Origin of the sequence: Streptomyces albicerus (assembly GCF_008905045.1) — a bacterium.
GTDB classification, from domain to species: Bacteria; Actinomycetota; Actinomycetes; order Streptomycetales; family Streptomycetaceae; genus Streptomyces; species Streptomyces albicerus.
In genome coordinates, this window is the sequence record NZ_VWMY01000007.1 from 9,601 (window position 1) to 23,606 (window position 14,006).

Genomic DNA, 14,006 nt, shown 5'->3' on the forward strand with positions numbered 1-14,006 from the left:
GCAGGTGCAGATCGGGCGGCTCGAGGTGACGGCCGCGGGAGCGCCTGCGGGCGGCGGGAGCCGCCGGCCGGCCGCCACGGGGCGACCGGGGGCGACCTTGAGCCTGGCGGAGTACCTGGCGCGGGGGCGCGAGTGAGGAACGTACGACGCGCCGGAGGGCCCGGGGAACGGGCTGCCAGGCCCGGGAGACAGGCCGGCAAGCCCGGGGAACGGGCTGGTGGGACCGAGGAACGAACTAGTGGGACTGAGGAACTGACGTCATGAGCAACGCACTTGCCATCGCCCACGTGACCCAGGCCCTCGCCCTGCTGATCGAGGCCAACCTGCAGCCCGACATCGATATGGCCGTCAAGGTCGAGCCGCGCAAGCCGACGGCCGATCCGCCGGCCGAGCCCACCATCACCGTGTTCCTGTACCAGGTCACGCCCAACACCTCGCAGCGCAACAACGACCTGCCGACCCGTGCGTCCGACGGCACGCTGCTCAAGCGGGCCGCGGCGGCGCTGGACCTGCACTTCCTGATCAGCGCCTACGGGGAGGAGACGGAGCTGGTCGGACAGCGGCTGATCGGTTCCGTGGTGCGCACGCTGCACGAGATACCCGTCCTGCCGAAGGACATCATCGAACTGGCCGGGGAGAAGCCCTACTTGGCGGGCAGCGACCTCGCCGAGGCGGCGCAGCGGGTGCGGTTCACGCCGACGGTGATGGACATCGACGAGACCTCGAAGCTGTGGGGGATGCTCCACCAGACTCCGTACACGCTGTCGGTCGTGTACCAGGCCGCTCTCGTCTTCATCGAGGGCCGAGAGACGCCGGTGCCGGCGAAGCCGGTGGAGCGCCCCGCGGTACGGGTGCTGCCGTTCGGGGCGCCCGGGGCGCCGGTTCCGCCGGGCGGTACGCCGGCGGGTGACGAGGGCAGGCCCCCGTCGGCTCCGGTGCCGGTGGAGGGTGGGACCGCGGGGAGCGCGCAGGCCGAGGAGACCCGGACACCCGCCAAGTCCGTGGCGAAGACACCGGCGAAGGCCGCGGCCAGGACGCCCGCGAAGGCGGCCGCCAAGGCACCGGCCCGCGGCCGTAAGGCGGCGCAGCAGTCCAGCAAGGGGGAGCGGTCCGCCAGATCCGCTCGTGGCGGCGCGGCCAAGGACACGGGTGCCGCCCCCTCCGCGGCCACCCCGACGGCCGGCGACGGCCCCGAGAGCACGGAGAGCTGAGGCGGCGTGACGGCGACGGGGGCAGGTGAGGACATGGGGACGTACGAGACGGGCGCGGCGAACGCGACGGCCGCGGCGGACGCACCGGGCGGCAGCCCGACGCTGACCGCGGAGATCCAGCGTGTCCTGGCCCGCGTCGACGCCCACGCGGCGCGCACGGCCGGGGCGGGAACGGGCTCGGGAACGGGCACTGCTTCGGGAACCGGCACTGGTTCCGGAACGGGCACGGCATCGGAGTCCGAGGACAGCTCCGTCGGGAGTGACCGCGCCGGCCACCCCGTACAGCAGGCGGGCCCCGCGACCGCGCCTCTCGACGCCCTCGTCACCTGCTTCGGCCTGACCGCCTTCGAGCGGGACCTCGTACTCCTCACCGCCGCCTACGAGTTGGACGCCACGACCGCCGCCCGCTGTGCCGCCGCGAGCGGTGACCCGCAGCGCGCGTACCCCACCTTCTCGCTCGCCCTGGCCGCGCTCGCCGAACCGCACTGGAGCGCGCTGACCCCGGTCGCGCCCCTGCGGCGCTGGCGCGTCGTGGAGCTGGACGACGACTCGCGTCTGACGCTGTCGCGGCTGCGGCTCGACGAGCGCATCCTGCACTTCCTGCTCGGCTCGCCGTACCTGGACGCCCGCCTGCACGGCCAGTTGCGGCGCACTCCCGTGCCGGAGGAGCTGCCGCCGTCGTACGACCTGGCCGCGAGCCGGGTCGCCGCGGGCTGGACGACCGCAGCGCGCCCGGACGCGCCGCTGCTCGTCGAGGTCGTCGGCGGCGATCTGCGCAGCCGGGCCGACATCGCCGCCGCGGCGGCCGCCCGCTCCGGGCTCGGCCTCTACTCGATGAGCGCCGAGGACATCCCCACCGACCCGACCGAGCGCGACCGGCTGGCCCGGCTGTGGCAGCGCGAGGCGATCCTGCTGCCCGCAGCGCTGCTCGTGGAGGCCGGCGAACTCGACCGCGACCAGCACGCGGCCACCGACGCGTTCCTGGCCGGTGCCGCGGTACCCGTCGTCGTGTCGAGCCCCGATCCGCGGCAGACGGACCGGCCGCACGGCGAGCGGGTGGCCGTGCCGCGACTGGACGACGAGGAGCAACTCCGCCTGTGGACGGGCGCGTTCGAGGACGTCGTCGACATCGGCGAGAGTGAACTGCGGTCCCTGGTCGCGCAGTTCCAGCTGCCGCCCCATGTCGTACGTTCCGCCGCGGCGGCCGTACGCCGTGATCTGCCCAGCGAGGACGAGCCCGACCCCGTACGACTCGCCTGGCGGGCCGGGCTGAACGAGGCCCGGATCGGCATGGACGAGCTGGGCCGCCGTATCGAGCCGGAGGCCGGCTGGAACGACCTCGTGCTGCACGAGCGGCAGACGAGCGTGTTGCGCGAGATCGTCGCCCATGTGCGGCAGCGGGCAACTGTCCACCAGGAGTGGGGATTTGCGGCGACCCTGCGCCGCGGCCTCGGCGTCACCGCGCTGTTCGCCGGCGGCTCCGGCACCGGCAAGACCCTCGCCGCCGAGGTCATGGCCAAGGAACTCGGCCTCGACCTCTTCATCATCGACCTCTCCCAGGTGGTCAGTAAGTACATCGGCGAGACCGAGAAGAACCTCCGCAAGGTCTTCGACGCCGCCGAACAGGGCGGCGCGCTGCTCCTCTTCGACGAGGCCGACGCGTTGTTCGGCAAGCGCAGCGAGGTCAAGGACAGCCACGACCGGTACGCCAACCTCGAAGTCAGCTATCTGCTGATGCGGATGGAGGCCTACCGGGGTCTCGCGATCCTCACCACGAACATGAAGAAGGCCCTGGACACGGCGTTCATGCGCCGGATCCGCTTCGTCGTCGACTTCCCGTTCCCGGCCGAGCACGAGCGCGCCGAGATCTGGCGCCGGGTGCTGCCGCCGCAGACCCCGGTGAAGGGCATCGAGCCCGAGCTGCTGGCCCAACTCACCGTCGCGGGCGGCTCGATCCGCAACATCGCCCTGTCCGGCGCCTTCCTCGCCGCCGAGGAGGGCGACCGGCTGCAGATGCGGCACATGCTCGCGGCGGCCCGCACCGAGTACCTCAAGCTGGAGCGTTCCCTGACGCCTGGGGAGGTCCGGGGATGGGTGTGAGCAAGCAGCCCGCCGAGATCAGGGTGGACATCGGTGAACTCGTCCTCGACGGCTTCCGGGTGGATCCGGACCGGGTGTCCGCCGAGTTCGAGCGCGAGCTGAGCCGGCTGGTCCGCGAACGCGGCGTGCCGCTGGCGGCGGACGGCGCGGTGGCCGTCGACGCGCTGTCCGGGCTGCCGCACCTGCCCGCGGGGCTGTCCGCGCGACGGCTCGGCCAGGAGCTGGCGCGGGCCGTGCACGCGGGACTCTCCGGCCGTGGGGAGGTGATGCCGTGAGTAACTCGCCGACGCAGGACGCCCGTTCGGACCAGGCCGCCGAACAGCGCCGCCGAAAGCGCAAGGAGCGCGCGGCCAAGGCCCGTACGCCCGAGCCGAAGGACGTCGTCAGCGGCGCCGGGCAGCCTCTCGACGTCGGCGTACGAAGGGAGTTGGAGGAGCAGCTCGGCCACGACCTGAGTCGCGTACGGCTGCACACCGGGCGGGATGCCGGGCAGCTGACGGAGCTGCTCGGCGCGGACGCGGTCGCGGTCGGCCAGGACATCTTCTTCCGCGAGGGCGCCTACCGTCCCGGCACGGCGGACGGCCAACGCCTGCTCGCCCACGAGCTGTTGCACACCGTGCAGAACCCGGACGGCCTCGGCGCCCTGCGCGCCGGCCGCGACCTGGGCGCGGTGAGCCTGCCCCAGCAGGCGATCGAGCGCGAGGCGGAGTCGGCCGCCCAGGACCTCGTACGCCCGGCCGCCCAGGAGGCCGCACCAGAGGTGGAGGCCGGCCAGGCCACGCCCGGCTGGCTGCGGTACGCCACCGTGGACGCCGACCGGAACCGGCTGGAGCAGATCGATCCGGCGACCCTCGTGGACCGCCTGACGAACTCGGTCGTGCGCTCGCTGCGCGGCGACCCGGAGGACCGCTCACGGCGTACGCGCAAGCAACTCGCCCGGCTGCCCGAGGAGTTGCTGGACGGAGTCCTCGACCGCCTGGAGGACAGGCTGCTCGGCTCGGAGCACGACCGGGTGCTCGATCTGGTCGAGGAGATCGAGTCCGAGGGGGACTCGGAGGAGCCCGACTCGTTCGAGGCGCCGGTCGTCGAGGCCGACGCGGCGGAGGAGCTGAGGTTCGAGCGGGCGAGTGAGCAGCGTTCGGCCGAGGAGGAGCGGGAAGAGGAGAGCAAGCCCGGTGCGGCTCCGGGGCCGGAGAAGGAACCGGCCGGTACGGAGGGGGCCGCCGGGTCCACGCCGGAGAACGGGAGCGCCGCGCCGGGTGGCGAGCGGGAGCAGACTCCGGGCAGCGGTACGGGTAGCGGTCCGGGCACCGATACGGGCACAGGGAGTGGCAGCGCGGGGCAGCAGCCGTCATCGCCTGAGGCCGGGCAGGCATCTGGCGGCAAGTCGGAAGGCGCGCAGCAGACCGGCGAGAAGACTTCCGCGGGCTCCGAGCAGGGCAGCAAGGAAGAGAAGAAGGAAGCAAAGGAAGACAAGGGGGAGAAGGGGGACAAGGGAAACGCGGCCGATAAGGCAGACAAAGCCGATAAGGCCGACAAGGACGCTGCCGACGAGCGGGACGCACCGGCCGCGAGCGAGGAGGAGTCCGCGGCCAAGAACCGTCCGGGCGCGGTCGACGCGCTGGTGGCGGGGCAGAAGGCGAAGCCGGAGGACAAGGCGGGCCGGCAGAAGTCGACGGGTACGCCCACGCTCGGCAAGGACACCCGGCTGCCCGGTCCGCTCAGCAGGCTCGACGGCGTACGCAACCAGGATCTCGAAGGCCCCGAGGAGACGGCCGACGAGGACCCCTTCGGTTCCGGCAGCGAGTCGGAGGTCGAGGCCGGCGGCGAGGAGAAGAGCGCCTGGGACATCAAGCTCCAGCCGGAGGACTTCATTCCGGAGCAGGATCCCGACGTGTCCGGCGTACCGACCGCGGACGAGTCGGACCTCGCGTCGTCAGCCGGGGCGGCCGTGCCGTCGTTCTCCGCGCCCCCGGCGACCAAGGCCGACAAGGTGCAGGCGGAGCGGGACGCGGAGGACGCCGAGGACGCGGCGGCGGAGGCCGAATCCGAGCCCGAGTCCGAAGTGGACGGGGGCGCCGCGCTCGCCGACAGGGAGCCGTCGGCCGGTGCGGAAGAGGGCGGTCCGGGGGACGGGCAGCTCGGCGGTCTCGCGTCGGAGCAGGCCGCAGCGCCGTCCGTATCGGGCTCTGTGCCGAAGGACCCGAAGAGCGGCGCCGACCCCAAGGCCGGGCCCGTTGCCGCGCAGACGGCGGTGCAGGAAGCCCCGGGCAAGTCCGAGGGCGGCGGTGAAGTAGAGGAGACGGCCGCCAAGGAGGAGAAGGGCACGCCGGCCGGTGGCGAGAAGTCCGGGGGAGCGCAGGAGAAGGCCTCTCCGCAGGCCGGAGGCGGGTCGGGGACGGCCGGGTCCGGGGCCGCGACCGGGCAGGACCAGAAGAAGGCGGATTCGGCTTCGGGTTCCGGTGCGGCGGCTTCTACGGGATCGGCGGGATCGGCGGGTTCTGAGGCCTCGTCGGCCTCAGCGGGTTCGGCGGCCTCGGCGGGCAAGGGCGAGCCGACGGCGGAGTCGCAGGCACCCTCGTCCGCACGCGACAGTCATGTCTCCGGCAGTGCGGCGGGCGGCGGGGGACAGAGCCAGTCGTCGGACGGAGGAAGCGGGGGGAGCGGATCGAGCGGGGCGAGTGCGCAGACCCCGGCGGCGCAGGAGTCCGCGCCCGCGCCCGCGACCGCCGCACCGGAACCCACGAAGGCCCCTGAGGCGCCGGCCCCGGCCGAGCCCACTGTGGCTCCCGCGCCCGCGGCGTCCGCTGCGAAGGCCGCACCGGCGCCGAAGGCCAGGGCGGCCAAGTCGGCTCCCGCCGCGAAGGGTTCGCGCGGTGGAGGAGGCGGTGGAGGCGGCGGCAGCGCGGCCGTACCGGCCGCCAAGGGCAAGGGCAAGAAGGACTCGGGACCGGCTCCGAACCTCTCGCAGGTGTCTCCGGAAGCAGGCCTGTCCACCGCCTCGAACCTCAAGCCCCACAAGGCACTTGAGGCGATGGGCGGCGTCGGCGGCTCGGTGGACCGTACGGTCGGCGACGAACACAAGGCGCTCGCGGCCGCGCCGCCCTCGATGCAGCGCCCCGCCGGCGCGCCCCAGACCCTTCAGGGCAAGCCGAAGGCCGACGCCCCGGCCCAGTACGCCCAGGACCCGGCGCAGAAGTCCGAGGCCCCCGAGGAGGAGAAGGCCGAGGTCAAGGGCGCCAAGGAGCCCGAGGGGCAGATCGAGGCCGAGAAGGCGGAGGAGCCGGGCGGCTGGGACACCTTCAAGATGGCCCTGGGCTTCGGCATCGGCTGGATCGCGGACAAGCTCGGCTTCGAGGTGGATGCGCAGGAACTGGCCGCCAAGTTCGCCGGGCTGCCGACGAAGGACGAGGCGCTCAAGCAGGCCCAGGCGGGCAACGCGCCGGGTGTGGAGCTGCAGGGTGACGCGGAGCAGACGGCCGGCGAACAGGGCGCCGCGGTCGACACCAAGGGCCAGGAGACCGTCACGACGGGCCGGGACGACGCGGCCCGCCCGATGGGCGAGAACCAGGTCTACCCCGACGCTCCCAAGGAGCAGCTGAAGGCGAAGGTGCCCGGCCAGGACGGCGGCAAGGGTGGTGTGCCAGAGGGCGGCGCGTCTACGGGAGCCGTACCTCCGGAGGCCGCCTCCGAGGTGGCGGAGCACGACCGGGGGCCGCAGTTCAAGGCCGCGTTCAGCGACGGCCAGAAGGGCATGTCCGAGGGTCGGCAGACCAAGGACCGGGACTTCCGGGACTCACAGGCGAAGCACAAGCAGAAGGTCGACGCCGAGGTCGCGGCCAACACCGAGAGCCAGGCGGGCGAGCGCGAGAAGGCCCTGAGCGATGTCACTGCCCAGCGTGCCGACTGGCGCAAGGAGCAGGACGAGGAGCTCAAGAACCTCGGTACGAAGAAGACGGACCGGCACGAGAAGGTCCGCAAGGACGTCCAGGACAGGGAGAAGAAGACCGACGACGACGTCGCCAAGGAGAAGGAGAGCGGCGACAAGAAGATCCGGGACGAGAACACCAAGGCCGAAGAGGACGCCGAGAAGAAGCGCGACGAGAGCGTCAACGAGTCGGGCAACTGGATCAGCAAGGCCTTCGACTGGATCAAACAGAAGGTCATCGAGATCAAGAACGCGATCGTCCGCGTCATCAAATCGGCACGTGACGCGGTCGTCGGCTTCATCAAGAACTTCAAGGAAACGGTCGAGCGCTGGATCAACGAGGCCCGCAAGTTCATCGTCGACGCGGTCAAGAACCTCATCAATGACCTGATCGAATTCGCGAAGGCGTTGGTTCGGGGAATCATCGAACTGGCCAACCGCATCCGGAAGTTCATCAGTTCGCTGATCTCGGCGGCGATCGCCATGGTGAACCGGCTGGCCAAAATGCTGAAGCAGATCATCACCGATCTGCTGAACGCCATCGGCAAATTGCTGAGCAGCATCCTGAACATCTTGAAGAAGATGCTGCTCGATGTGATCAAGGCCGTGGTGGCGGCGGTCAAGACGGTCCTGGAATACGCCTCCAAACTCCTCAGCGCGCTCGGCGAGTTCATGCTCATCGCCGTCGACTTCCTGTCCGACCCCGGCGGCTGGCTGAGCGGCGCCAAGAACTCCGCGGTGGACGGCGCGAAGAACCACCTCTTCCGCGAGGTCCAGGCGGCCGTCAAGCAGTGGTTCCAGTCGAAGATCGAGGAGATCATCGGCATCCCGAAGGCGATGATCGACAAGCTCATCAAGGGTGGCTTCACCCTGGAGCGGATCGTCAAGGAGACGTGGGACGCGATCGTCCCCCAACTCCCCTTCATCATCGGCGAGCTGGTCATCACGAAGGTCATCGCGAAGATCATCCCCGGCGCGGGTTGGGCGATGGCGGTCATCGACGCGATCCGCACGGCGATCGGTGCCCTCAGCGAGATCCTGCGCGCGATCGGCGCGGTCATCACCTGGCTGAAGGCGGTCCGGCAGGGCGGTGCGGGCATCCTGTTCGCGAAGGCCGTGGCGGCAGGCATCGTCGCCCTCCTCGAACTCGCCTACGAGTTCCTGCTGAGCGGGATCGGCAAGTACGTGGCGAAGGTGGGCCGCCGTCTGAAGGGCGTGGCGGCGAACATGGGCAAGGACAAGGGAGGCACGGGCGGCGGCAGGCCACCGGCGGGGCAGGGCTCGGACGACCGGGGTGGCAAGGGCGGAGACAGGAAGGCCCAGCCCGGCACCGAGACCAGGCCCACCACCGGCACGCCGACCACTCGCCCGACGACCACCGCGCCGCGACCCGGTGGCACACCCGACCCGAAGAGGCCCGCGACCACCGCCCCGAAGAGGCCCGCGACGCCGGGTCCGGCCAAGGACGGTCCCGGTGCGCCCAAGGCCCCGGTCGACGTCAAGAAGCCCACCGGCAAAGACAAGAACGGCAGGCCGAAGGACAAGGAAGACGACCGGCCGGACACCCGTCCGACACCGGCCCCGAAGCCCAAGCCGCAACCGGCACCCAAGCCGAAGCCGAAGTCCGAACCGGACACGCGCCCGCGCCCGAAGGACGACACCACCACCAAGCCCAAGGCAGACCAGGACTCCACCAAGCCCAAGCCGGACGACAAGACCCCGGACAAGCCCAAGGACCAGGACCCGACCAGGCCCACGGGCAAGGACGGCGACAAGGACGGCCCCGGCAAGCCCAAATCCGACAACGACAGCCCCACGAAGCCCAAGTCGGACAAGGACAGCCCGGGCAAGCCCAAGTCGGACAGGGACGCACCCGGCAAACCGAAGCCGGACAAGGACGGGCCCGGCAGGCCGAAGTCCGACAGGGACACTTCTGGCAAACCGAAGTCCGACAAGGACGGCAAGAAGCCCGGCAAGGACGGCCCGGACGGGCCGACACGCAAGAAGCCCGGCAGGGACGGCGACAAGCCCGGCAGGCCGAAGAGCCGGCAGAGCAAGGACAACCGGAAGAAGGAGGAGAACTCGCAGGACTCGAAGGACGATCGCCTGCGCAGGATCGTGGCCCGCATCCGCCCGATCGAGGAGAGCAGGCTGCGCAAGGGAGTTACCCGGGAGGACCACAAGGCGGAGCTGGAGTCCATGCGGCGGTGGTACGGCCTCACCGAGCTCACCCGGCAGCACCCTCCGCGGTTCGAGGTCGTGGCGAGGCTCAACCCCGCCCGCAGTGTCATCAGCGGCAGGGAAGTCCCGGAGGAGGGTTTCGACAACGCCGGTTTCGACAAGGGCGACAAGACCATCCCGGTCGACTGGCTCGAGGACACTCATCGCGACAAGAAGCTGCCTCCCGTGAACTCGCCGAAGTTCGATGACAACAAGCTGGCTTCCGGCTTCACGTCCGAATACCTGAACCAGAAGTTCGCCCTGGCCGAAGGAGACCGAAACACAAAACGCACACCTGAGCCGTTCGGATTCCGGTATCTCAACACGATGACGAATCTGAAGGACAGCGAACGATGGGACAGGACACACCTCTTGCCGTACGAGCTCGGCGGCAACGTCAAGAACCAGAACCTCGTTCCTGCGAGGCACTACCAGAACATGAAGCTCAGGGTGACCGAGGGGCCTGCCGGCAAGTGGATAGCCAACGGGACCCGGATCGCCTGGTATGAAGTGCAAATCACCTACCACCCGAAGAAGGACCACCCCGGTGGAGGCGACCCCATCCAGGGGTTCCCGAACAAGCTGAACACGGCTTGGGGAAAGTACACGCGCAAGCCGGGCAAGAGCGGCGAGAGTCAGTCGCACTGGGATCGGGGACGCTCCGTGACCCAGGTGTCGATTCCGGACATGGAAGAGCCTCCGGCAAGCGGAGTGGCCCCAGAAGTCGCAGTGAACGATGAAAAGGACACGTACCGTCTCAAACTCGCTCTCGAAGCCCGGGATACACATATGCGGGCCATCCTGAAACTGCGCGACGAACAGCGGTTCACGAACGAGACCGAGATGATCGACCGCCTGCAGAAGTACCAACCGCGATTCAAGCTGATCAAGATTCAGCGCCGCCTCATCAAGCTGCGAGGCGAAGGCCGTCTACGGTTCTAGAGCCGCACGCTCTTTTCTGTCCTCGACCCTGCTCTGCCCGAAGGTGAACCATGACGGATCCTCTGACACAAAGCGAGACCCTGCAGATCGCTGCCATCAAGGAACTCGTGCAAAACCCCCTGTTCGATGCGACGTACGAGCAGGAGGACGTCACATTCCCGCTGGCGACCTTCGACCCGCTGTCGGACGAGAACCCGGAGTGGGCGGATGTGAGGCTCAGCGATGAGCTCAAGGAGTGCGCGCTGCGGTTCGTGTCCCTCTCGTGCGAATGGTCCTTCGCGTCCCAGGACCGGAACCTCACGGGCGAGTTCAGCCTTCCCCACCTTTACCTGGCGATCACCAGGGACCCGCCGCTCCACAACGACCTGGCCACCGAGAGCGAGCGCGCTCTGCTCACCGGCCTCCGGATGATCGACTCCGCTCCCCGTCGGGCCACGGGTGAAGCCGCGTTCATCCGACTCGAGCCGCACAAGGACACGCTGGAGATCTGGTACCAGGACCGATACCTGTTCGACGAGCAGAGCAACACACAGGGTTTCCTCAGAATGGAACTCAGCTATTGCGAGTACTTGGACACTCTGCGCCTCACCAAGGGCGCTTTCGGCTGGCAGATGCTCTTCGTCGACGCTTCTCTGCGTGACAGCGGATTCCGGACGCACGTGGAAAACCTCACGAACATGCTCGAGACATTCCCTTCCGCGTTCCCGCAGCACGACTACGCGACCCTGACGAGCCGCCTGGAGGCCCGCCTGTGACCCGCTACGCCGACATCCCCAAGCCCATCCGTTCCGGAATAGTCGTGATCGACCCTGAACGCGGCACCCCCCAACGAATAATCATCCTCCAATTCAACCCGGACACTCTGGAACGCAGCCTCTCGCCCCAGTCCGCCGGAGGCAGCGGTGACTCCGGTGGAGGGGGCAGCGGCAGCGGGGACAGAAACGAGGCTCTGCGTCTGAAGGGCCCCGCCCAGGAGACCTGGAAGTTCACCGCCGAGATCGACGCGACCGATCAGTTCGAGGTCGCGGCGCCCGACGGGATCCACCCGCAGCTCGCCACGCTCGAAATGCTGGTGCACCCCACGACCGCGCAGATCCGTGACGCCTCGCGGCTCTCGCAGAAGGGGACCATCGAGATCAGCCCGATCGAGATGCCGCTGACGCTGTTCACGTGGGGCAGCAAGCGCGTCATGCCCGTACGGCTCACCGAACTGTCCATCAATGAATCCGCCTTCGACGTGAACCTCAACCCGATCCGGGCCTCCCTCGGCATCGGCCTGAAGGTGCTCACCGTCAGCGACCTGCCCGCCGGACACCGGGGCGCCGACCTCTACATGGCCCACCTCGCCCAGAAGGAACGCCTCGCGTCAGCCGCGCGGCGCGGCAGCCTCGGCGGACTCGGGCTCACCGGCGCCGACGCCGGCACAACAGGTGCGGCAGGCACAGCGGGCGGCACCCTGAGCGGAAGGCGCTGAGCAAGCACCATGGCCGACATCGAGCCCTACGAGAACGCCCTGGACGCCATCCCGGGCGCCCACCCCTACCCCCGTACCAGCCGCTACCACGACGCCGAGATCGGAATCCACCGGCAGCCCGACGGCACCGAAGTCCGTTACACCAAGCGCCGGTTGCTGCCACCCCTCGCCGAGAGGGAGGACGAGGGCCAGGACCACACCGTCAGCAGCGGCGAGCGCCCCGACCTCCTCGGGCAGCGCTACTTCGGCGACCCCGCCCAGTGGTGGCAGATCGCCGACGCCAACCCCGTACTCGACCCGCGGGAGTTGACCGACGAGGCGGGCAAGGTCATCGAGGTGCCGCTCGCCGGCGGCTTCCCGCGGGCGGACCGGGGAGACCGGCGTGTCTGAACTCCCCGTGGGGCGGGGCCCCGTACACATCACCCTCCAGATGGGACCGAAGCTCACCCGTCCCGTCCCCGCGGAGGTGACGGAAGCCCTGCTCTCCGCCCAGATCACCGCCACGGCGGGGGAGCGCAGCGGTTTCCAGCTCGCCTTCGACCTCACCAAGAACGGGCTCATCAACCGCACCCTCCTCCCGGAGGGGTTCTTCGACCCGAAGACCCGCGTCATCGTCTCGGTGAGTGTGAAAGGCACGCCCGAGGTGCTCCTCGACGGTCTGATCGTGCGGCAGGAGGTCGGCGCCAGCAACCAGCCGGGCCACTCCACGCTCACCGTCACCGGCGAGGACCTGTCGCTGCTGATGGACCTGGAGGAGCGGACGGACCGCTACCCCAACCTGCCGCCGTCCGAGCGCGTGCTGGCCATCCTGCGCAGGTACTCCGACTACGGCATCCGGCCGGACGTCTACACGGAGAAGGTGTCCCAGCCCCCGCACCAGGACCTCCGCGTCCACTACCAGACGGGCACCGACCTCCAGTACGTCAACGAGCTGGCCCGCGCCAACGGCTACACCTTCTATCTGGAGCCCGGCCCCAACCCCGGCCAGTCGTCCGCCCGTTGGGGGCCCGAGGTGCGCCTCGGTATCCGTCAGCACGCCCTCAACGTCAACATGGACGCCAACTCCACCGTCGATCAGCTGACGTTCTCCTACGACGGCACCGCGAGAGAAGAGCCGCAGGCCCGCTGGCAGGACCCCGGCACCCGGCAGTCCACCCTCCTGCCCCAACCGCCGATCAGCCCGCTGCGCCCGCCCCTCGGCAAACGGCCCACCCCGGCGCTCAAGCGCAGGACTCTGGCCGGCACCGCCAAGCAGCAGCGCGAGCAGGCCGAGGCCGAACTCCTCGCCCGGGCCGCCGTGTCCGCCGACGTCATCTCGGGCTCCGGCTCGCTCGACGTCAACCGGCACGGCTACATCCTCCAGCCCCGACAGCTGGTCGGCGTGCGCGGCGCGGGACGTGCGTACGACGGCGACTACTACGTCAAGTCCGTCACGCACACCCTGCGCCCGGGCTCGTACCAGCAGAACTTCACCGTCTCGAGGGAGGGCCTCGAAGCGCGGAGCGCCTACGTCAGGCCCTGACACACACCGAGCCGAGCCACCCCAAGCAGCACCACGCAACACCCCACAGACCAGGAGCAGTTCAGCATGGCGGTACCCAGCAATCGCTACCTCGGCAAGTTCCGCGGCCGGGTGGTCGACAACAACGACCCGCTGCGGATCGGGCGGATCACGGCCGAGGTCCCGGACGTGCTCGGCGACGAGCCGTCGACCTGGGCGCTGCCCTGTCTGCCGTTCACCGGACCGGAGTCGGGGCAGTTCGTGGTGCCGCCTCCGGGAGCGGGTGTGTGGGTCGAGTTCGAGCAGGGCGACCCCAGCTTCCCGGTGTGGACGGGGTGTTGGTACGGCGCCGCCGAGGAGCTGCCGCCCGACGCACGCCGCGAGCTGCAGGCGTCCTCGCCGAACAAGCCGGTCGTCGTGCAGACGCCCCAGGCGCACAAGCTCGTGATGAACGACACGCCCGGCGCCGAGCAGGGAATCCTGCTCCAGGCCCAGGGCGGCGCGTACATCCGCATCACCAAGGAAGCCGTGGTCATCGCGACCGGCGCGGGCGCCGAGGTCCTGCTGCGCGGCGACCAAGTGACGATCAACGAGGGCCAGTTGACCGTGCTCTCGAAGCGATAGGAAGAC

General features: G+C 69.9%; 9 protein-coding genes. All 9 read left to right on the forward strand.

Features of this window, described 5'->3' with window-relative positions; genetic code table 11:
• The first annotated feature begins 260 nt into the window (after window positions 1-260).
• The 9 genes from GAS53_RS07395 to GAS53_RS07435 all read left to right on the forward strand — a co-directional run bounded on the left by GAS53_RS07395 (window position 261) and on the right by GAS53_RS07435 (window position 14,000).
• A complete protein-coding gene (locus GAS53_RS07395; protein WP_151476649.1) occupies window positions 261-1,211 on the forward strand; it encodes a DUF4255 domain-containing protein in 951 nt (316 codons plus the stop codon).
• Between the two features lie 33 nt (window positions 1,212-1,244).
• Entirely contained in the window at window positions 1,245-3,311 is a 2,067-nt protein-coding gene (locus GAS53_RS07400; RefSeq protein WP_151476650.1) for an ATP-binding protein, read from the forward strand.
• Entirely contained in the window at window positions 3,302-3,586 is a 285-nt protein-coding gene (locus tag GAS53_RS07405) for a hypothetical protein (protein WP_151476651.1), read from the forward strand. Before GAS53_RS07400 ends, GAS53_RS07405 begins: the two co-directional genes overlap by 10 nt.
• On the forward strand, window positions 3,583-10,401 hold the full coding sequence (locus GAS53_RS07410) for an eCIS core domain-containing protein (protein WP_151476652.1): 6,819 nt from the start codon (window positions 3,583-3,585) through the stop codon (window positions 10,399-10,401). The genes GAS53_RS07405 and GAS53_RS07410 overlap by 4 nt, the downstream gene beginning before the upstream one ends.
• Before the next feature lie 50 nt (window positions 10,402-10,451).
• Window positions 10,452-11,156, forward strand: a complete 705-nt coding sequence (locus GAS53_RS07415; protein WP_151476653.1) for a hypothetical protein — start codon at window positions 10,452-10,454, stop codon at window positions 11,154-11,156.
• Entirely contained in the window at window positions 11,153-11,875 is a 723-nt protein-coding gene (locus tag GAS53_RS07420; protein WP_151476654.1) for a hypothetical protein, read from the forward strand. The genes GAS53_RS07415 and GAS53_RS07420 overlap by 4 nt, the downstream gene beginning before the upstream one ends.
• Before the next feature lie 9 nt (window positions 11,876-11,884).
• Window positions 11,885-12,265, forward strand: a complete 381-nt coding sequence (locus GAS53_RS07425; RefSeq protein WP_151476655.1) for a hypothetical protein — start codon at window positions 11,885-11,887, stop codon at window positions 12,263-12,265.
• A complete protein-coding gene (locus tag GAS53_RS07430; protein ID WP_151476656.1) occupies window positions 12,258-13,397 on the forward strand; it encodes a hypothetical protein in 1,140 nt (379 codons plus the stop codon). The genes GAS53_RS07425 and GAS53_RS07430 overlap by 8 nt, the downstream gene beginning before the upstream one ends.
• Window positions 13,398-13,463: 66 nt before the next feature.
• On the forward strand, window positions 13,464-14,000 hold the full coding sequence (locus GAS53_RS07435) for a phage baseplate assembly protein V (RefSeq protein ID WP_151476657.1): 537 nt from the start codon (window positions 13,464-13,466) through the stop codon (window positions 13,998-14,000).
• Window positions 14,001-14,006 lie beyond the last annotated feature (6 nt).

Bases quoted from the DNA above. Each gene is read 5' to 3' on its own strand.
- GAS53_RS07395 (WP_151476649.1), top strand. From the start codon at position 261: ATGAGCAACGCACTTGCCATCGCCCACGTGACCCAGGCCCTCGCCCTG.
- GAS53_RS07400 (WP_151476650.1), top strand. From the start codon at position 1,245: ATGGGGACGTACGAGACGGGCGCGGCGAACGCGACGGCCGCGGCGGAC.
- GAS53_RS07405 (WP_151476651.1), top strand. From the start codon at position 3,302: ATGGGTGTGAGCAAGCAGCCCGCCGAGATCAGGGTGGACATCGGTGAA.
- GAS53_RS07415 (WP_151476653.1), top strand. From the start codon at position 10,452: ATGACGGATCCTCTGACACAAAGCGAGACCCTGCAGATCGCTGCCATC.
- GAS53_RS07425 (WP_151476655.1), top strand. From the start codon at position 11,885: ATGGCCGACATCGAGCCCTACGAGAACGCCCTGGACGCCATCCCGGGC.
- GAS53_RS07435 (WP_151476657.1), top strand. From the start codon at position 13,464: ATGGCGGTACCCAGCAATCGCTACCTCGGCAAGTTCCGCGGCCGGGTG.